21 protein-coding genes are annotated in these 19815 nt (G+C 41.6%); 10 read left to right on the top strand and 11 right to left on the bottom strand.

The window, feature by feature from the left end; all coding sequences use genetic code 11:
* Positions 1-71 precede the first annotated feature (71 nt).
* The 4 genes from B9T23_RS03120 to B9T23_RS03105 all read left to right on the top strand — a co-directional run bounded on the left by B9T23_RS03120 (position 72) and on the right by B9T23_RS03105 (position 3578).
* The gene (locus tag B9T23_RS03120) at positions 72-2063 is read left to right on the top strand and encodes an ATP-dependent helicase (RefSeq protein WP_086192956.1); all 1992 of its coding nucleotides are present in this window, start codon (positions 72-74) and stop codon (positions 2061-2063) included.
* A 97-nt stretch (positions 2064-2160) separates the two neighbouring features.
* A complete protein-coding gene (locus tag B9T23_RS03115) occupies positions 2161-2433 on the top strand; it encodes an RNA recognition motif domain-containing protein (RefSeq protein ID WP_067722078.1) in 273 nt (90 codons plus the stop codon).
* A 259-nt stretch (positions 2434-2692) separates the two neighbouring features.
* The gene (locus B9T23_RS03110; RefSeq protein ID WP_086192955.1) at positions 2693-3196 is read left to right on the top strand and encodes a DUF6586 family protein; all 504 of its coding nucleotides are present in this window, start codon (positions 2693-2695) and stop codon (positions 3194-3196) included.
* Between the two features lie 103 nt (positions 3197-3299).
* Positions 3300-3578 (top strand): hypothetical protein, encoded by a 279-nt coding sequence (locus B9T23_RS03105; protein WP_067722074.1) that lies wholly within the window; start codon positions 3300-3302, stop codon positions 3576-3578.
* A 53-nt stretch (positions 3579-3631) separates the two neighbouring features.
* On the opposite strand, the gene B9T23_RS03100 is transcribed toward B9T23_RS03105, so the two are convergent.
* From B9T23_RS03100 to B9T23_RS03085, 4 genes are all read right to left on the bottom strand, one after another.
* Complete coding sequence (locus B9T23_RS03100; RefSeq protein WP_067722072.1) at positions 3632-5350, bottom strand: cation:proton antiporter; 1719 nt, start codon at positions 5348-5350, stop codon at positions 3632-3634.
* 140 nt (positions 5351-5490) lie between these two features.
* Entirely contained in the window at positions 5491-5646 is a 156-nt protein-coding gene (gene rpmG / locus B9T23_RS03095) for a 50S ribosomal protein L33 (protein WP_001205031.1), read from the bottom strand.
* Between the two features lie 12 nt (positions 5647-5658).
* Positions 5659-5895, bottom strand: a complete 237-nt coding sequence (rpmB, locus tag B9T23_RS03090) for a 50S ribosomal protein L28 (RefSeq protein WP_010325866.1) — start codon at positions 5893-5895, stop codon at positions 5659-5661.
* Between the two features lie 162 nt (positions 5896-6057).
* The gene (locus B9T23_RS03085) at positions 6058-7506 is read right to left on the bottom strand and encodes a coniferyl aldehyde dehydrogenase (protein ID WP_086192954.1); all 1449 of its coding nucleotides are present in this window, start codon (positions 7504-7506) and stop codon (positions 6058-6060) included.
* A gap of 115 nt (positions 7507-7621) precedes the next feature.
* Here B9T23_RS03085 and B9T23_RS03080 point away from each other — a divergent pair, with 115 nt between their 5' ends.
* From B9T23_RS03080 to B9T23_RS03060, 5 genes are all read left to right on the top strand, one after another.
* Complete coding sequence (locus B9T23_RS03080; protein WP_086192953.1) at positions 7622-8323, top strand: TetR/AcrR family transcriptional regulator; 702 nt, start codon at positions 7622-7624, stop codon at positions 8321-8323.
* A gap of 78 nt (positions 8324-8401) precedes the next feature.
* Positions 8402-9268: a formyltetrahydrofolate deformylase gene (gene purU, locus B9T23_RS03075; protein ID WP_086192952.1), complete on the top strand. Its 867-nt coding sequence runs from the start codon at positions 8402-8404 to the stop codon at positions 9266-9268.
* Positions 9269-9481: 213 nt separating this feature from the next.
* The gene (locus B9T23_RS03070; protein ID WP_086192951.1) at positions 9482-10276 is read left to right on the top strand and encodes an energy transducer TonB family protein; all 795 of its coding nucleotides are present in this window, start codon (positions 9482-9484) and stop codon (positions 10274-10276) included.
* Positions 10277-10296: 20 nt separating this feature from the next.
* The gene (locus tag B9T23_RS03065; protein WP_086192950.1) at positions 10297-10917 is read left to right on the top strand and encodes a MotA/TolQ/ExbB proton channel family protein; all 621 of its coding nucleotides are present in this window, start codon (positions 10297-10299) and stop codon (positions 10915-10917) included.
* Positions 10917-11321, top strand: coding sequence for an ExbD/TolR family protein (locus B9T23_RS03060; RefSeq protein ID WP_086192949.1), 405 nt, complete (start codon positions 10917-10919; stop codon positions 11319-11321). The genes B9T23_RS03065 and B9T23_RS03060 overlap by 1 nt, the downstream gene beginning before the upstream one ends.
* 68 nt (positions 11322-11389) lie before the next feature.
* On the opposite strand, the gene msrA is transcribed toward B9T23_RS03060, so the two are convergent.
* The 5 genes from msrA to thyA all read right to left on the bottom strand — a co-directional run bounded on the left by msrA (position 11390) and on the right by thyA (position 15142).
* On the bottom strand, positions 11390-11914 hold the full coding sequence (gene msrA / locus B9T23_RS03055; RefSeq protein ID WP_086192948.1) for a peptide-methionine (S)-S-oxide reductase MsrA: 525 nt from the start codon (positions 11912-11914) through the stop codon (positions 11390-11392).
* A gap of 120 nt (positions 11915-12034) precedes the next feature.
* Entirely contained in the window at positions 12035-12496 is a 462-nt protein-coding gene (locus tag B9T23_RS03050) for an META domain-containing protein (protein ID WP_086192947.1), read from the bottom strand.
* A 103-nt stretch (positions 12497-12599) separates the two neighbouring features.
* A complete protein-coding gene (locus B9T23_RS03045; RefSeq protein ID WP_086192946.1) occupies positions 12600-13661 on the bottom strand; it encodes an Lnb N-terminal periplasmic domain-containing protein in 1062 nt (353 codons plus the stop codon).
* Positions 13662-13689: 28 nt separating this feature from the next.
* On the bottom strand, positions 13690-14202 hold the full coding sequence (locus tag B9T23_RS03040; protein WP_086192945.1) for a dihydrofolate reductase: 513 nt from the start codon (positions 14200-14202) through the stop codon (positions 13690-13692).
* A gap of 97 nt (positions 14203-14299) precedes the next feature.
* The gene (gene thyA, locus B9T23_RS03035; protein ID WP_086192944.1) at positions 14300-15142 is read right to left on the bottom strand and encodes a thymidylate synthase; all 843 of its coding nucleotides are present in this window, start codon (positions 15140-15142) and stop codon (positions 14300-14302) included.
* Positions 15143-15833: 691 nt separating this feature from the next.
* On the opposite strand from thyA, the gene B9T23_RS03030 reads away from it, so the two are divergent.
* Positions 15834-16355, top strand: a complete 522-nt coding sequence (locus tag B9T23_RS03030; protein ID WP_086192943.1) for a CHAP domain-containing protein — start codon at positions 15834-15836, stop codon at positions 16353-16355.
* Between the two features lie 65 nt (positions 16356-16420).
* On the opposite strand, the gene B9T23_RS03025 is transcribed toward B9T23_RS03030, so the two are convergent.
* A complete protein-coding gene (locus B9T23_RS03025) occupies positions 16421-17824 on the bottom strand; it encodes an efflux transporter outer membrane subunit (protein WP_086192942.1) in 1404 nt (467 codons plus the stop codon).
* An 11-nt stretch (positions 17825-17835) separates the two neighbouring features.
* Positions 17836-19815 (bottom strand): MacB family efflux pump subunit, encoded by a 1980-nt coding sequence (locus B9T23_RS03020; RefSeq protein WP_086193117.1) that lies wholly within the window; start codon positions 19813-19815, stop codon positions 17836-17838.

Here is a 19815-nt window from a genome sequence, read left to right as displayed (position 1 = left end):
ACAAACTGAAAAATCATAATTATAAAGGGCTATCTGCTAAACTATCTCTATCCCCAAGTAGATTAGAGATTATGAGTTTAGCCACCCTCATTGATGAATTAAACCCTCAACAAAAGCAAGCCGCAACCACCGAATCTAAACACAGTTTGGTACTTGCAGGCGCAGGCTGTGGCAAAACCAAAACTATCGTGGCGCGTGCAGCTTATCTGATTGATCAAGGTGTGCCAGCCAATCAAATCCAGATTCTGACCTTTACCCGTCGTTCCGCCAGTGAAATTGTCTCTCGTGTAGAACTCGCTTTAGGTGAACAAGCCAAAGGGCTTCGAGCATCGACTTTTCATACCTTTTGTATGTATTTACTGCGCCGTATTCCTAAAGCTTTTGGCTTGGAACAATTCTCGATTATTGATCGTGATGATCAGTTGATGATGTTCCGCCTGATTCGTGGCAAAGATGATAAGAAAAATCCCAATGCACTGCCCAAGCCGAAAGAGTTATGTGATCTCTATTCTTTTGCCCGAAATACGCGGCAAAAATTAAGTCTGGCTCTAGAAAAGCAAATGCCGGAATTTCTGGAATATAAAGATCAGATCGCTGAAATCATGAAAGAGTACGAAGCCCGAAAACAGGCACGTAGTTTTCTAGATTATGACGATATATTGGCCGTCGTTGCTTCAGCACTCGCACAATCGGAAGGCTTGGTGGATTACGTTTCCTCTATCTGTCAGCACATGCTGGTGGATGAAATGCAGGATACCAATCCTCTGCAATGGGCATTGCTTGAACCGCTGAAAGATAAAACCAGTCTGTTCTGTGTCGGTGATGATGCGCAATCTATTTACGGTTTTCGTGGTGCAGACTTTGAAAATATTCACCATTTTAAAGAGCGTGTACCCAATGCACAGATTTTTAAACTGGAAAAAAACTATCGTTCTACACAAGAAATTCTGGATTTATCCAACTGGTTACTCGATCAAAGTCCGATTAAATATGACAAACATTTAGAGGCTTATCGTGGTGATGGGGTTAAACCACGCATGCATATTTTCCCGAATGAATTTGATGAAGCGAAATGGATTGCCATCGACATTAAAGAACGGCATTTACTGGAAGGTGCAGCATGGCATGAACATATGGTGCTGGTGCGTTCCAGTTTTGCTGCACGTCATATTGAAGCGGCATTTATTCAGGCCAATGTGCCTTACCGTTTTATTGGTGGTATGAAGTTGCTCGAAACTGCGCACGTAAAAGACTTGCTTAGTCTGCTGCGTGTGATTGCTAATCCATTGGATGATATTGCCTGGATGCGTTTCCTGACGCTGTGGAATGGCGTGGGTGATGTCGGAGCAAGTAAACTGGCTCAACAATTATTACTTGAGCCCGAGACGGATCGCATTTTTGAAAAATTAGAAAAATTTGGTCGTATTCCCGACAATACTTTGCTGATCATGAAGCAAATGCTGGTGTTGAAAGATCAAGTGCAGGCTTGTGTATCACTGGGCATTGAAGCATTAAAAGAGCAGCTGGAAGAAAACTATGCCAAAAAGGACTGGTCGAAACGCTTAGGTGATTTTGATCTGGTCAAACAATTGGCTGCCAAGCATGATCAACTGAGTGAGTTTTTGGAAGAATACGTGCTCGATCCAGTGTCGATCAGTGAAATTGAACGTCAGTCGCAGGATGATGTGGTCACTCTGATCACTATCCATTCTGCTAAAGGCACGGAACAGAAAGTCTGTTATGTGGCGAATGTCTCGGCAGGACAATATCCACATGCACGTGCGCAGGGTAATTTCGATGAAGTCGAGGAAGAACGCCGTGTGCTCTATGTGGCCTTAACCCGTGCCAAAAATGAATTGATTTTAACCAAGCAGAATCTGAATTTATGGGCGCGTGATCAGGTCGATGATCAGGGTCGCAAGATTGAAAGTTATTTTCTAAATGAATTAACCCGTAATTTGTGTATTAGCGAAACCCATTACAAACAACGCCAGCAAACCGTGAAAAGCGCTTTAATTGAACGACAGTCGATTAATTTAGATTTTGGCATTGATCTCGATTAAACTATAACAATTGCGTTATTTTGTTTTTTATTGCGAAGTTCAAAAAGTCGAGTAGGCGAGTGCTTTTTGATGATTTTGCCTATTTTAAGGTTGTAAGATGAAAATTTTAGTTCGTAGTTTAGAACGTACAGTTACAGAAGCTGAATTATTGAAGCTATTTCAAGACTTTGGCACAGTTGAATCATGCAAGTTGGTACTTGATACGACTACAGGTAAATCGAAAGGTTTTGCTTTTGTTGAAATGCCGCATGCGCGTGAGGCGATCAAAGCAATTAAAGGCTTAAATACCCTTCGTTTGCACGGACATGGTATTCGTGTAAAACAGGCTGAAGATAAGCCTGAAGCTGAAAGTAAAACTGAAAACAAATAATTAAAGGAGCGAAAGCTCCTTTTTTTATAAATAAAAATGAAACGGAATTTTCAGGCCCTATCTATGATTGGCCCCAATAGAATGTATATTTCTCAGGGAATCAAGATTTGAGAAATCTGATCGAGAACAAGATTGAAGTTGCTGCAAAACGTAAAATCTATTGAATTGAAATGGATCATGCATAATTTTTATTGTGAATTGATCAAAATAAAGTTTAATCTTAAGTCTGTAACAAACGCCAAAATTTAGGAATATCGCTATGTCCCGTGTTGCTCGCTTCCATGCTGACCGTACCAATCAAAAACTGTACTTTGCACGTCTTTCATGCCAACTAGCTGAGCAAACTGACAATATTCAACAGGCACAGGCACATCGTGAAGCTGCCGTATTCCATTTACATGGTGCAGTCTTGGCATTTCTACAGGAACTGGTTCGTTACTATCGTTTAAATGACTTTATGCCGACACTCAAGTCAATTGAACACAACATGGCGGAAAAGGGACAAGTATCTCCTGAAGTCACCGTGATGCAGCAATTATCAAAACAAGGTTTTATTGCTGAATTAAAGCGTGCGTATCGCATGTGCCAGTATGCACCTGAGCCAAGTGCACCAGAACCAGAACATGAAACATCATCTAACCTGATTATTAAAGTGACGCAAACGCCTCAAGCATGGTTGCCGGATACAAAAATTTTACGTGAATGGCATCGTGATTTAACCCAGCTGATTGATGGCTTTCGTAACGAGATGGTTGAGTTTTAATCTTTTTTTCTGCTCTTGAAGTTTTTGCTATCGGCCTTATATAAGTAGTCTACGTAATGCAAAGTGCAACTGCCTTTGCCACCATGTTGAACATGGAGGAACTATGTCTATAGAACAATTGAAAGAATTATTTGGTAATCAAGAAGCTATTTTAGAATTGGTTCAACTTGAAGGTGGTGAGTTGGCATTGCGAAATGCAGGCTCTCAAAAAGAACCCTTGGTTAAAATTCAGTTTAATGATGAAGTGAAGTCATTACTGGGTGATCAAATGCCTGAGATTGCACAACATATGGTGCAAGCTGCTTTGTTTGCCATGATGGAAAAGCAGGTCAATGAATGGCAGGCAGAGATTGTGGATGATCAACCTAAGTATTTGAGCTGATCTCTCCCAAATAAAAAAACGCACTCATGAGTGCGTTTTTTTACGATACAAGATTAATGTGTGGGGTCTTGCTGATGTGCAATCTGGATTTGATTGAGAATATGATTGGTCATATTTTTCGCCATTTCCTCTTTGGCAAAATAGACTTCACCAATACCATCACGACGAATCACTTCAGCTTCTTCTTTACTTTCTGCACAGACTAAAACCTGAATTTGTGGATTCAGTGTTTTGGCAATATCCACAATTTTGTGAATATCCAAAATATCCATCGGGGATAGAACCAAAAGTCGTGCATGTTGAATATGTGCTTGAATTAACACGCTCGGTTCAGTGGCATGACCAGAAACTGCAGCAATGCCTTTTCCACGTAAACTTTCTACAATTTCGCGGTTTTCTTCCGCAATCACCACTTTAATGTCCTGTGCCATTAATGTTTTAGCAATGCGACGACCGACTTCACCATGACCGACAATCACCACCTGATCACGAAGATATTCTTGAGATACTTCATCAGGCAGCATAGAAAGCGGGTCACCACTACGTTCCAATAAACGCGCCAAATGCGAACGTTCACGAATCCAGTTTTGTACAGGTTCAATTGCAGAGAACACAAATGAATTCAGGGTGATGGAAATCAATGCACCCGCTAAAATCAGGTTTTGCCCTTCTATGGAAAGTAAATTGAGTGAGAGGCCCAAAGTCGCCAGAATAAAAGAAAACTCGCCAATTTGCGCAAGGCTTGCACCAACGGTTAACGCAGTATTAATTGGATATCGGAAGAATAAAACCAAAGCCATTGCGGCAATGGTCTTGCCAATCATGATGATGCCAACCACAGCAAGCACATGGAAGGGTTGCTCAATCAAAATGCGTGGGTCGAACAGCATGCCAACGGAAACAAAGAATAAGATCGAGAAAATTTCACGCAGCGGTAAGGTTTCTTCTTCTGCACGGTGACTGAAATCAGATTCTTTAACCACCATCCCTGCGAAGAATGCACCCAGCGCCATTGATACGCCAAAGACTTTATAAGCACCAAAAGCAATCGATATCGCAGCGGCAACAACGGTCAAGGTAAACAGTTCGCGAGATCCCAGGCGTGCCACAACCTGCATAATCCAGGGTACGAGACGTTTACCAATGATCAGCATAAAGGCAATAAAACCAGCCACTTTAAGTAAAGTAACCGCTAAGGTCATCCAGATATTTGCATCGGCATTGGAACCAGCAACTGGTGTGCCGCCAAGTAAGACTGCGGTGGCAGGGAGTAGAACAAGGACCAAGACCATGACCAAGTCTTCAACCAATAACCAGCCCACGGCAATTTTACCGTTGACCGAGTTGAGTAGACCGCGGTCACCCAAGGCTTTGAGTAATACTACAGTGCTGGCACAGGACAGGCTTAAGCCAAAAACCAGTGCAGAACCAAAACTCCAGCCCCAGATCATGGAAACGCCTATTCCCAGTAAGGTCGCGACAGCAATTTGTAAAACAGCACCTGGTAAAGCGATTCGACGTACCTGCATCAAATCATTTAAGGAAAAGTGCATCCCGACACCAAACATGAGGAACATAACCCCAAGTTCAGCCAGTTGGTTGGCAAGATGAATATCTCCGACCACACCGGGGGTGTTCGGACTAATGATGATACCGGCAACGAGATAGCCGATCAGAGGGGGAAGGCGTATGCGAGCCGCAATATAGCCAAAAATAAGCGCCAGTCCAAAGCCAACTGCTAATAATATGATGAGATCTACGTCATGAGGCACTAAAAACTCCTTAAGCCTAGTTAAGGGTAAAAATACAAAAGCACAAACGGTGCCAAAAAAGTAGCTAAAGTGTATCAACTCGGATAAAAAAAATGCAAAAAAAAACGACCCAGAAGGTCGCTTTTTTAAAGAAGGCAAAATTATTTAATTTTAGCTTCTTTGAAGATTACGTGTTGACGGATTTTTGGATCAAATTTTTTGATTTCCATTTTTTCCGGCATAGTACGTTTGTTCTTAGTTGTGGTATAGAAATAACCAGTACCAGCTGAAGAAACTAGACGAATTTTATCACGCATGGTTCGAACTCCTTAGATCTTTTGACCTTGAGCACGTAGGTCAGTAACAACCTTTTCGATACCCAATTTGTCGATAATACGCATACCTTTAGTGGTTAAACGAAGACGTACAAAACGTTTTTCGCTTTCTAACCAGAAACGGTGGTGATGCAGGTTCGGCTCGAACCGGCGTTTGGTTTTGTTATTGGCGTGCGAGACGTTGTTGCCAACGACTGGACGCTTGCCGGTAACTTGGCAAACCTTAGACATGGTGAACTCCATTGCTAGACAGCACCAATTGTGCGGCTAGTCATTAAAAGTAAACGGATGAAATCATTCAAGGGGCGTTTTATATCAAAAATACGCTTAAAAGACAAGCGAATTTAATAAAAACCCGGCATGAACACGTGCAATAGCTCATGCCTTGATCAGTTAGCGAAGAAGGGTCTTCGAAATCAATTTATGAATCGGCTTGTTAAATGGTGGGAGAATGAATTTTAAGCTATAGAGCTTAGGATTCGACATCACCGACCGTTCATGAGACAAACTGAAGAAACCTTCTGGACCATGATACTTGCCCATGCCTGAAGCACCGACGCCACCAAATGGTAAATCGTCTTGTGCAACATGGGTCAATACCGTGTTTTGCCCGAAATGCCCTGAATGAGTATGCTGTGCGACATAGTCGGCACGCGCCTGATCAAAGTCGAAATAGTATAAAGCAAGTGGACGCGGACGGCTATTAATAAAGTCAATAACATCGTCAATTTGATCATATTCCATGATTGGCAGGATCGGGCCGAAGATTTCTTCTTTCATAATCCGCATTTCAGGGGTTACACCGGTCAATAAAGTCGGTGCAATTTTTCGAACTGCAGTTAAATCTTCATGTTCAGGATTGATTTCGATAATTTTGGCACCCTGATTAAGGGCATCTTCCAAATAACCTTGCAGGCGATTGTACTGTTTGTCATTAATAATCGAGGTGTAATCCTGATTGTATGCAATATTTGGATACATCTCTTCAACACAGGCCCTGAACTGCTCGATGAATTCGGCCGTTTTTCCTTTAGGCAGGAACATATAGTCCGGTGCCACGCAGGTCTGACCTGCATTCCACAGTTTACCGGCAGCCAGACGTTGTGCCACATCTTGTAAATCAATCGATGGGTGAACCAGAACCGGGGACTTTCCGCCCAATTCTAAAATTACCGGCACCAAGTTTTCTGAGGCAGCTGCCATCACAGTTTTACCAATTTCGGTGGAACCGGTGAAAATGATTTTATCAAAGGCTAAATGGCTAAACGCATCAGAAATAGGACCGCCACCATTAATGACTGCAACTAATTCGATCGGAAAGGCTTCACTCAAGGCTTTTTCAAGCGCACGACCAAAATTGCTCGATGCGCTGGAAATTTTGATCATGGCATTGTTGCCGGCAGCAATTGCACAAATCAGTGGACCAATCGACAATAATAAAGGATAGTTCCAAGGGGCAATAATTCCGATCACACCGAGAGGTTGATATTGAACCCAGGCTTTTGCCGGTTGATGAATAATTCCGACATGGCGTTTCGAAGGTTTCATCCAATTGGTCAAATGCTTGCTATAATATTTAATCTGTTCAAGACAGGTGAGCAGTTCACCGATTTTGGTTTCGCCAATAGAACGGTTACCATAGTCCTGGTTAATTGCTTCGGCAAATTGATCTTGATATTTAACTAAGATACGCTTTAAACGTGCTAAACGATCAATACGTTCCCTTGCACTTGGTAAAGGATGGCGTTGATAGGCATGTTTTTGCTGTTCCAGCACATCATGCAAGTGCGGAATATCGAAAGAATGTGGTGTCATTGAAGTTGTTTTTGTATGACTATTCATGACCTGCTACCATTAAATAAAAGCGATTAATTTAATTTTTAGAGTAAAAGCTCTAAATAGTCAAGTTACTTTATGTGTTAGCTAGCTAACCTATTGAATGAATGGTCACTTTAGGATGTCTCACTCCAAAACGGTGAAAACCAAAGAACGTATTTTACAGCTCAGCTTACAGTTATTTAATGAGCGCGGTGAGCGTTCAGTTACAACAAATCATATTGCAGCTGAACTGAGTATGAGCCCGGGTAATTTGTATTACCATTTTCGTAATAAAAACGAAATTATCAAAGAGTTGATGGAGCAGTATCAGAAAGAAACTTTGGAAATGCTTGCATTACCAGATGATCGCTTGCTCGATGCCAATGATAAAATTCGTTATTTCCAAGTACTGAGCAGCCAGCTCTGGGCTTATCGCTTCTTGCATCGTGATGTTTATCATTTGGTTGAAAATAATGATGATTTTCGCAAAATGTATCCACGTTTTGCCGGTCAGGTGATGCAACAGGGGCAGAAAATTTATAAAGCTTTTGTGAATGCAGGCCTGATGCAAATGACGGACTCAGAAATTGAGGCCCTGATTATTAACTTGTGGATTGTTTTGACCAACTGGACCAACTTCTTATATATGTCGGGTCATATTACCGACTCAAATACTTTAGAAGAAAAATGGGTCTGGCAGGCATTACGTCAAATGGTGTTCCTGGAAGGGGCGTATTTGCGTGGTGAAAGTCGTCAAATCTATGAACATCTGCTTGAAACGCTGGGTCCTTCAGAGCTTTTTGAGAGCCTATCTTCAAGTAAAAATCCCGATGCGACATAGCCTATTTAGAAAGCCTTAAAAAAGCGTTAGAATGCTCGGCTTGTTTTTCAATTTAACTGATTAGTGATATAAACCAACATGAATATGACCACTGCTAACACAGCACGTTTACTGATTACTTGCGAGGATAAACCAGGAATCGTGCAAGCTGTATCGAGCTTTTTGTATCATCAAGGAGCAAATATTACCGCACTTGATCAATACGCGACTGAAGCTCAGGGCGGGCGTTACTTCATGCGTGTTGAGTTTGAACTGGATAACTTGCAAAGCCGTAAAGAAAATTTGACCCAAACTTTTGCGACCAATGTTGCAGAGCGCTATAACATGAATTGGCGTTTGGCTTTGGTCAGCGATGTCAAGAAAGTCGGCATTTTAGTCTCTAAAGTCGATCATGCCTTGCTTGAGTTGTTATGGCGTCATGCACGTGGTGGTTTACCTTGTGAAATCACGACTGTGGTGTCCAACCATGAAAATTTACGCGAGTCAGTTGAAAACTTCGGTATTCCTTTTGTTGTGGTTCCAGTCAATAAAGAAAACAAACGTGAAGCCTATGCCAAAATTGATGAAATCATGCAAGGCAACGATTTGTTAGTTCTTGCACGTTATATGCAAATTCTGGATGAAGAATTTGTCAAAAAATGGGAAATGAAAATCATCAACATTCACCATTCATTCTTGCCTGCCTTTGTCGGTGCAAACCCTTATAAGCAAGCGTATGAAAAAGGTGTGAAACTGATTGGTGCAACAGCACATTATGTGACTGCTGATCTCGATCAGGGACCAATTATTGAACAAGATGTAGAACGGGTAAATCACGATTTTACTGTCGATCAACTGCGTGAACTTGGACAAGACGTTGAACGAAATGTTTTGGCTCGTGCGGTAAAATGGCATCTTGAAGATCGTATTATTGTGGATGGCAATAAAACTGTAGTCTTCCAATAAAAAAGCATTGACTGATTTTTAAAGAAAGGCATACTTAAAGTGTGCCTTTCTTGTTTTATTGATTAAAAAAACTAATCAAAACTTACGATTTAATAGTTGCAAATGAAAACACTTCTCATTTATTATTGCGGTGCTTTAATTGTACTAACCGATGAGCTTGATTGCTTAAATCTGTATGGATCTACAATCGCTTTAATTAGGTAACTGATTTTAATGAGTCAATCTCCCGCTCTAAATATGCAAACTCCCAATCCGATGAAAAAGAAAATTATCACAGCGCTTATAACCGTTGTGGTCGGTCACATGGGCGTGTTGTGGGCGGTGGGGCAAATGAAGACCCCAGAACTCAAACCCGTTGAAAAAGAGCCGTTAAAAGTTCGTTTTGTTAAAATTCAAGAACCACCTAAACCTTTACCACCGAAGCCGAAAGCTGAACCGAAAAAAGAAAAGCCCAAGCCTAAGGAAGTGAAAGAAGTTAAAATTGTAGAAAAACAACTTCCACCACCTCCGAAAAAGGTAGAAAAGGTTCAACAAGTTAAAAAAGCAGAAACACCAAAACCAGTGGTGAAGCCGGTTGAAGCACCGCCTAAACCAACTGTCACTACAACGATTTCTGAAACTAAAGTGGTTAAACCTGTACCGGTCGCTAAACCTGCGCCAATTGCGCCGCCTGCACCTATTACTCCACCGGCACCTGCTACTCCGCCATCTCCAAAAAGTGTATCGATTGGTGGCTCGGGCGTGCAATGGAGTCGTTCGCCAAAACCTTCATATAACAATAGCGATTTAGAAGGCCAAACGCGTATTGTGGTGATACATATTGAAGCGAATGAAAAAGGGGTGATTACCTCAGCGCGTATTGCACGTTCGAGTGGTGTGCCTGCTTTAGATAACAAGATTTTACGCTCAGTGCGTAGTTCCAAATTCAAACCGTACAAAGAAAATGGCGTGGCTTATCCAATTAGTGCTGACCAACCATTTGAATTGACATTGAATCCACACGGCTAACATTTTTTAGGAGTTCGAGTATGAACTTTTCAGTTTATTGGCAACACGCCGATGCAGTGAGTAAGACACTGTATTTCGTGTTATTGGCAATGTCGATTACGACATGGACAATCTTCGTTTTACGTTTAATGGGGACTCGCCAACTGAAGCAACAAGCTTATGCTCAACTTTCTCAAGCGTTAAGCAAGTTAAAGGCAAAATTTGCACCTTTGAATTTTGAACAACGTAAAGCAGTGGCAGAACAAGCTTTATTGCGTCAAATTTCTGCTGAAAAAGCCAGTGCGGAAAAAGGTGTTGCGGTTCTAGGTACCATTGCTTCACTTGCACCGTTTGTAGGTTTATTCGGTACAGTTTGGGGTATTTTCCATGCCTTGGTTGCAGTAGGTAAGAGCGGTCAAGCCGGTTTGGCTCAAGTTGCAACACCTGTAGGTGAAGCTTTGATTATGACCGGTCTGGGTTTGGCAGTCGCTATTCCTGCAGTATTGGCTTATAACATTTGTACCCGTGTGAACCGTGGTTTGGCGCATGAGCTACAAGATCAGGCGCACAGCTTGTTAATTGACACCATGTTGCAACAAGATAGCTCGGCTCAAGTAGCGACTAAAGCAACAGCAAATAATTTGGTTGGAGGTCAAGCTTAATGGGCTTTCAATTGGGCGAAGACAACGATGTAGGCATGAATGAGATGAATCTCATTCCACTCATCGACATTATGTTGGTATTGATGATCATCTTTTTGGTGACAGCAACCGTTGCTAACCCATCAATTCCATTAACTTTACCAAAGACAACGGCAGATATTATTGATTTGCCACCTAAAAGTGTCACCATCAGTATTAATGCGGGTGGAGATGTTGCCTGGAATGGCGATGTACTCACGCTTGACGAGTTACAGACAAAATTAAATGAAGCTGGTCAGGAAGAGCGTCAGCCAACCATTGTTCTGAAAGCAGATAAAGAATCACGTTATGACGCTGTTGCACAAGTGATGTCTCGTGCGAGCGAAGCCGGGCTCAGCGATATTGCTTTTGCGACTGATAACTAATCAAAGACATAAAAAAAGCGACCGAGAGGGTCGCTTTTTTTATGTCCAAAATTCGCTGAAAAGGACTGTTATTCAGCTTTAAGCAAATCCTGAAACTTACTGCGTAATTTCATTAATTTCGGTGGAATAGAAAAATTACAGTAGCCTTGAGATGGATTCCGGGCAAAGAAATTTTGATGATATTCTTCAGCAGGGTAGAACTTGGGTGCAGGACTCAGTTCGGTCACAATATTCAGACCTTCTGCTTTTAAGGCATCAATTGTGTGTTGTGCCTGCTGTTGCTGTTCATCATTAAAATAATAAATCACAGAACGATATTGAGTGCCAATGTCATTGCCTTGACGGTTTAAGGTCGTTGGATCATGAGTGGTGAAAAATACATCCAAAAGCTGAGCAAAGCTAATTTGTGTTTCATCATAATCAATCAAAATGACTTCTGCGTGGTTGGTGTCGCCACGACAAATATCGTCATAACTTGGATTATCGGTATGACCACCCGCATAACCACTGACCACTTTTTCTACGCCTTTAAGCTGTAAAAATATGGCTTCAACACACCAAAAACATCCACCACCAAATAATGCCTGTTGCATGGTTTTATCCTGTATTTGTTTATTATTTTTAATATAGGGGTTTTTTATGAAGCTACAATGTATTTATTTATGCATTTTATATACAAAATACTGAAATTTCAGGATTTTTATCTGCACTATTTAACGCGGTTGAACCGGACTGGTAAATTGAATAAGAAGATTGCCATGACGATCAAGCAATTTGAGTGTTTTGCCAAAGACTTGATAGTTTGCCACTTTAGTTAATGCTTCATTAAATTGTTGCGATACATTGTTGCTGTCTAGACATGCCATTTTGGTGCCTGCCATTTGACCAAGCACTAAAGTATCTCGTCCCGCTTCATAGCTTCCCATAATACGATTACAACCATCGGCACCACTGACGCGTTTGGTTGCAGTATCAAACTGTAAGCTTGGAATATTGTGTGCGGTGGGTGCTGTCTTAATTTCAGTATTGCCAATATGGGTTGCAATCCAGGTGCGGTTTTGTAATTGCACTAAATTTGCAGTTTCAATCGTAGAAGATGCATTCGGCATAGTTTCACAACCTGTAAAAGCAATCGCTGCAGCAATCATGCTGACAGCACATAATTTTTTTAACATATTGGAATTCTCGTTCTTGATTTAACTTATGTTCTATATAAACAAAAAAATAGCCATTTAACTAGAGTTAAATGTATGTTTTATATATTTTTTACATTTCTTATTATGGCACATCTACAGTTGTAGGTTGTGGTAAACCCTGACGAATAAGGGTGGAATATTGAGTGCTGCTAATATTGTTTAACTCACTGATACGTGGGTTTATATAGGCAACTTCATACCATTGTTTCATGGTTAACTCATGTGAAATGGCAGTCAAGTCATACAGATAGTTGGGTAGATATCCTGAAGCCAGCAGGCGATAATCGGCGGGTAAATGTCTTTTAGATATCGCTTGCACCATATCAAAAACCAGCGTGGTGCAGTTACTGGTGAGGCTGTTATACCATTTAGGCTGATTTTTTAATTCATTGGCTTTATGCAGGTATTCTTCAAACAAGGCGCGTCTTTCGGTTTTGGACATATTGACTGGGAAGAAATAGACATGTTCGCCACGAATATTGCTGCGGGTATAAATCAGATCCTTTTCATCTGCTGCGATCAGGCTGAGTTCATATTTTCTAAAAAAACCGCCATAAGTAGAAAATTCTTCATTTTTTTGTTTGCGAATTTCAATCGAAAAGGTCAGTGGTTGGCTATTGGCAAAATCAAAGCTGACTAGGGTATGCGCGATGCGTGGTCCCATCCAATAGGAGGTGATGATATTCACGCCAGTAATTTGGTTTAAATCAAACTGACGGGTTTCCCAACGCTCATCATAGCTGCCATCGGCATGCCAGTTAAAATTACGTACATTGTGCAGCGTGACCAAATTGCCCTGTTGTTCATAAGACAATATTTGGGCAACTTCCGGATTCCAGTCACGATCTTGCTTGGCTTCCAAGCTAAAATACCAAAATAAGCCCAACAGAAAACCAAACATATAAATCAGTATATCTATATGACGGTTAAATAAATTTTGGGTGATATAAATACCGAGAATGCTTAAAGCAAAAACAATCCAAATGCCAATCATTATGCGGGTGACCAACAAACCAAAAGGTTCTTGAAACCACAACGCAAGACACAGCCAAATAGAGGACACAATAACGAAAAGGCTAAACATGGAATGAAGTAAAGCCATGCCTAGAGCAGCGAAAAACTCCCTTTTTCCAATATTATGCATATTTGACTGTTATAAGTAATTATTGCCTTTATTTTCGGTAAGTTGCAAACTCAAAAGCAATCCCAGTTTTGTCGTCAATATGTTGTTCAGACGCGACCTTGTTAAATTCAGCTGGAATTTCTGGATAGTAGGCATCGCCTTGAACATCAAGTTCAACATGGGTCAGTTCCAGGCGGTCGGCAATGTCCATGGTCTGTTTAAAGATCTCACCGCCACCGATAATAAAGATCGCTTCCGGCTTTTCTGAGGCTTGCACATCGGCAACCGCTTGAGCTAAGGCATCTTCAATCGAGTAGGCAACTTTAGTCCCTTCAAATGACCAGTCGGTGTCACGGGTAATCACCCAATTGACACGTTTCGGCAAGGTGCGACCCATAGACTCTAAAGTTTTGCGACCCATGACCACGACACCACCTTGGGTGATTTCTTTAAAGTGCTTGAGGTCAGCAGAAATGTGCCAAGGCAAGTCATTATTTTTACCAATGCAGCGCTGCTGATCCATGGCCACGACATGAACAACTTCTAAATTTTGGAAGCTCATTTATTTAATCCTTGTGAATAATTCCAAAATCCTTCCTACAATTTTCCCCCTTTGCAAAAGGGGGAATTAAAGGGGAATTAAAGGGGGATTTTAGAAATTAAACCGCAACAGGGGCTTTAATCCCTGGATGCGATTCATAACCGACAATTTCGATATCTTCAAATTTAAAGTCGAAGATGTCTTTAATTTCTGGATTTAATTTTAATTGGCAGAGCGGTAATGGCTCACGGCTGAGCTGTAATTTAGCCTGTTCAAAATGATTAACATATAAATGGGTATCACCACCTGTCCAGACAAAATCACCGACATCTAGATCACAAACTTGCGCAATCATATGCGTGAGCAGGGCATAGCTGGCAATGTTAAAAGGAACACCCAAAAACACGTCCGCGCTGCGTTGATACAATTGGCAAGACAATTTGCCGTTTTGTACAAAAAACTGGAACAAGGTATGACAAGGCGGAAGGGCAACATTTCCCGCTTCTTTTGGATTCCAGCCCGACACGATTAAACGGCGTGAATTTGGATTGGTTTTAATTTCATTAATCAGCCATTGAATCTGGTCAAAACCATCTTGCTCATATAAGCCATTTTCTTTTTTGGTTGCGCCAAAGTTACGCCATTGATGACCATAGACCGGCCCCAATTCACCTTCCGGGCGACCAAAACGTGCAGTTTGTTCTGCAGTTGACCATTCATCCCAAATTGAAACTTTGTTGTCTTGCAGATATTTGACGTTGGTATCACCTTTTAAGAACCATAACAGTTCAATCACGATTGAACGAAAATGAACTTTTTTGGTGGTCAATAAAGGGAAACCTGTGGAAAGATCAAAGCGCATTTGATGACCAAATACAGAACGTGTACCTGTTCCAGTACGATCGCCTTTGTCGCCACCGTTGTCGAGGATGTGTTGTAAAAGGTCTAAATACTGACGCATGTCTCTCTCATAATCTTGTGAATTTCTTGTGGCACATATTAGCCTTTTTACAGTGATGAAACCATGCCTTTTTAATGTTCCAGAAACTGGATTAGCTTAGAGTTTTTTTGTAATGAATTGAAAATTATTAATATTTATCTAGGTGATAAGTTTATATACTCTGCATAAATCTTTATGCTGTAACTGTTTGATTAAAAATTATAGAGAAGAATAAAATCAATAAAAATTTATATGAGTCTGTATTGCAGCCTACTGTTTTTGAGGGCCTGCAAGAAGAAAACCCTCGAAAGAGGAACTGAAACACATGGATCAGGAAATGAAATATCTGAATGCAGAAATGGATCATGGAGCAGTATATTCATAATCGCTATTGGTCATTGTATAAAGTGTAATGTGACCAAAAGGAACCTGGATATGATCTAGAACTATATGGATTATAAAAAGATCTTAACTTGAACCTTTTTGAAATTTTAAGTTTTATTAAAGTTTGAATGATTTAAATCTAATTTTAGAACAGGGATAATTTTAAATATAAAAATTAACAAAAAATAATCAGTTAAGTCGATTTAAAGCGATTTATTTATATTTAATTACATTTATTATATGAAAAATCACATGTTACAAGGTACTATCTTCGCCGTCGAAATGAGTGAAAAGCCCGAATTCTAAGGGTTGGGAGTAGTTGTAAAGAATGGCTTATGATCACAATGTAAACATGAGTGAAGTGTATGCTCCTGTCCAGACAAACATCGTAATTCGTTCCCAATCTGGTAAAAATTCTAATAAAAATACAGAGTCCAAGTCCGTTCAAACCAGTCAAAAAAACAAGATAATTGCAAGCAATGGACAGCGAATTGATATTAATAAATTCACGAATTTCTTGCAGGGTATTAGCTCATATAGCAGTTCACAAAAGTGTGCCAAAAGTATCCGGCTTGCTTTGGAGTCCGCAGGGGCACAGTTTCAAAGTCATCCTGTTGCTGCGGCAGACTGGGGCAATACTTTAATGAAAATTGGTTATCGACAAATTAACCCTAAATTTGATGCCCCGAAAGAAGGTGATATTTATATTATTGATCGAACCGGCAAACATGTTTATGGACATATTGCAGGGTTTAATGGCAAGCAATGGGTATCTGACTTTAAGCAAAAAAGTTATGACGTTTATAACGAAAAAGGCCTGACCTATAAATATTATCGTCCGAGTTTCTAAATTTTTATAAATGAAAATATCCTAAATAAAAAAAGCCTCCGTAGAGGCTTTTTTTGTTGCTGAGCTTAAGGCAGTTGTTTGATTGGACTACCACCCAAAGCCTGCATCAAGGTCACATAAGCATTGTATTGGCTTTGCTTGGTTTGAACCAAAGATAGTCGTGCATTACGTGTGGTTTCTTGTGCATCTAACAGATTTTTAAGTGCAATTGCGCCGTTACGGTAACGTACTTCAGTTAAATGCTCAGTTTTCTCGGCAAGTTGTACATTACGTTCTTGTAAAGCCACCTGTTTGTTTAATTCGGTACGTGCCGATAGTGCATTTTCCACATCGGCAAAAGCCTGATATAAAGTTTGACGGTACTGAATAATCGATTTTTCATAATCCAGCTCGCTGATCGCCAAATCTTTCTTCATATCGTTATATTGCAAGAACGGTAAGCTGAGACTCGCACCCAAAGTTAAAGCCGGATTCTGCAATAGATTGGTTAACGATGTGCTTGAAGAACCTAAATTTCCAGTCAAATTAATTGAAGGATAGTAACCGGCTTTGGTGGCATCTTTGTTGGCTAAAGCCTTACGCAAACGTAGTTCAGACGCCTGTAAGTCTGGACGACGTGACAGCAAGTCTGCTGGCAAGCCTGCTGCAATGGTCGGCAGGGCAATGCGCGGTAAACGGGAAGGTTCCTGAATATTCAGTTGCTGCACAGGTTGATGCATCAAAACAGCTAATGCCGTTCTGGTTTCCACTTTTTGCTGTTCAATCTGGCTTAATGTCGCTCTTTGGCTTTGTACTGACTGTTCAGCTGAAGTGAGATCCAGACCCGAAACTGCCCCAGCACGATACTGTGTGCGGACCAGTTCATAGGTTTTTTGCGTACTAGTCAGGTTTTGCTGTGCAACGGCATAACGCTCATTTAAATAACCCAACTGCCAATATAAATTCGCCGTGGTTGCCACTAAGCTTTGTGCAGTACTTTGCAAATCCTGTTCAGTCGCTAAAGCTTCCCATTTGGTTGCTTCAGTCTGACGAGCCAGTTTGCCGAATAAATCCAGTTCGTAACTCACACCACCACTTAAGGATAAGCCTCGTGACGAGTCCTCACCTGAATTTAAGTCAATATTATGCCCAGTCGATACATTTGAGCTGACACGTGGACCTTGCTTATTTTGCGCTAAACCGGCTTGTAAACGTACTTGTTGTAAATTGATACCCGCAACTGCTAAATCGGTATTGCTTGCTAAAACCTGATTAACCAATTGATTCAGCTGAGTATCGCCAAACAAGGTCCACCATTGATCTGCATAGACATCGGCATGAACTTGCTGACTTATGGCTTTGCTATTTTGGAAGTTGTTTGGAATATTCACGGCAGGTTGCTCATACGGTGTTTTCACCACCGCAGCACAACCGACCAGCGATCCACTTAAAATAAGGGCAGTGGCAAGTTTGGTGAAATTCATTTGCATTCTAAGTATCCTTATTCGCGAGAAAGTGCATCAACAGGATTGAGCTGTGCTGCATTACGGGCAGGGATAAAGCCGAAGATAATCCCGATCATGCTGGAACAGACAAAGGCTGCAATAATTGAAGTGGTTGAATAGGCCATCTGGAAAGTATCTCCGGCAAAATGACCAATCAGCTGTCCAATGCCTAGGGATAAAAGCACCCCTAAGATACCGCCTAAAATACACACCAACACTGCTTCAATCAGGAACTGCTGCAAGATGTCACTTTGACGTGCACCGACGGCCATACGTACCCCAATTTCTTGAGTTCGTTCAGTCACCGAAACCAGCATGATGTTCATTACCCCAATACCGCCGACAATCAGGGAAATCACCGCAATTGCAGAAACCAGTAGTGTCATGGTTTGTGTGGTTTGCTGAATGGTTTCACGAATACTGTCCGAGTTTTGAGTAAAGACATCTTGCGCGCCGTGACGCTGTACCAATAAGTTCAGGATGGCATTTTCAGCGGCAGCACTTGGGTATTCATCTTTGACACGGACAATGATGTTACGGACATTGGATTGACCCAACATGCGGCTCATGACTGTGGAGTAGGGCAGGTAAACATTCAGGCTATCCGAATTACCCATCATCGATTTTTGTGCTTCAATCACGCCAATGATACGACTGGGAACACTACCCAATAGAATGACCTGACCTAGAGGGTTGGTGCCATCGCTAAAGAAGGTATTCTTGGTGTTGCTGTCAATCACCACATCTTGGGCACGTTCAGTCACACCTTCTTTGTCAAAAGGTTGTCCCGATTCGAAGGCCATGCCCTTAACGTAGAAGAAGTCTTCACTGACACCATTCACCGTGGCAGAAGCTTCTGTGTCTTTAAAGCGTGCGGTGATGTTGCTGGTCACAGAAGGACTAACGCCATCGACATAGGGTTGTTCAGCTAATGCCTCACCATCGGCAGGAACCAGGGTTTTAGCTTGGGAGGTTTTGGAATTATCACCGAAACCACGTCCCTGATAAACGGTAATGGTATTGGTACCGAGGCTACTGATATTTTCCAGAATCTTTTTCTGTGAACCATTGCCGAGCGCCACCACAGAAACCACCGATGCAATACCGATAATGATCCCGAGCATAGTCAGGAAGGTACGCATGCGGTGCGCATTCATGGCAAGTAGTGCCATGCGGAAGGCTTCACCTAGTCGATCGGCAGCAGAGCGCCAAGACGGGGTTTTCTTTTGTGGTGTACGATCGAGTTGCTGCTTTTCGAGCACTTCACCATCTGTTTCAGGCACATTGGCCCGATCAGAAATAATATTCCCGTCACTAATTTCAATAATGCGCGAGGCATTTTTCGCCACATTATGATCGTGCGTGACTAAAATAATGGTATGACCTTTGGCATTCAGTTCGCGTAAAATACGCATCACTTCAATACCACTGTTTTTATCTAATGCACCGGTCGGTTCATCGGCCAGGATCACATCACCGCCGTTCATCAAGGCACGCGCAATCGACACACGTTGTTGCTGACCACCGGAAAGCTGGCTGGGACGGTTTTGGGTTTTGTCAGCCAAGCCTAAGTCCGTGAGCAGTTGGGTCGAGCGTTGTTGACGTGCAGATGCATCCACTCCGGCATAAATCGCCGGAACTTCGACATTCCCTGCAGCAGTTAAATCACCTAATAAATGATAGCGCTGGAAAATGAAACCAAAATATTCACGGCGCAGTTGCGCCAATTCATCCGGTTCTAATTTTCGTGTTTCACGCCCTTTAACCTGATAACTACCTGCAGTTGGTTGATCTAAACAACCGAGGATGTTCATCAGGGTTGATTTACCCGAACCGGATTGTCCAACAATGGCCACCAGTTCACCCGGATAAATCTCTAAATTAATGCCCTTCAGAATCTGAATGGTGCTTTCCCCGGCGGGGAATTCACGAGTCAGATCTGTGACCTTGAGCAAAGGTTGTTGATCTTGACTCAT

Origin of the sequence: Acinetobacter terrae, assembly GCF_002135195.1 — a bacterium.
GTDB lineage: Bacteria > Pseudomonadota > Gammaproteobacteria > Pseudomonadales > Moraxellaceae > Acinetobacter > Acinetobacter terrae.
Note: the sequence above shows the minus strand (reverse complement) of the source record. Positions and strands in the feature narration are given on the sequence as shown.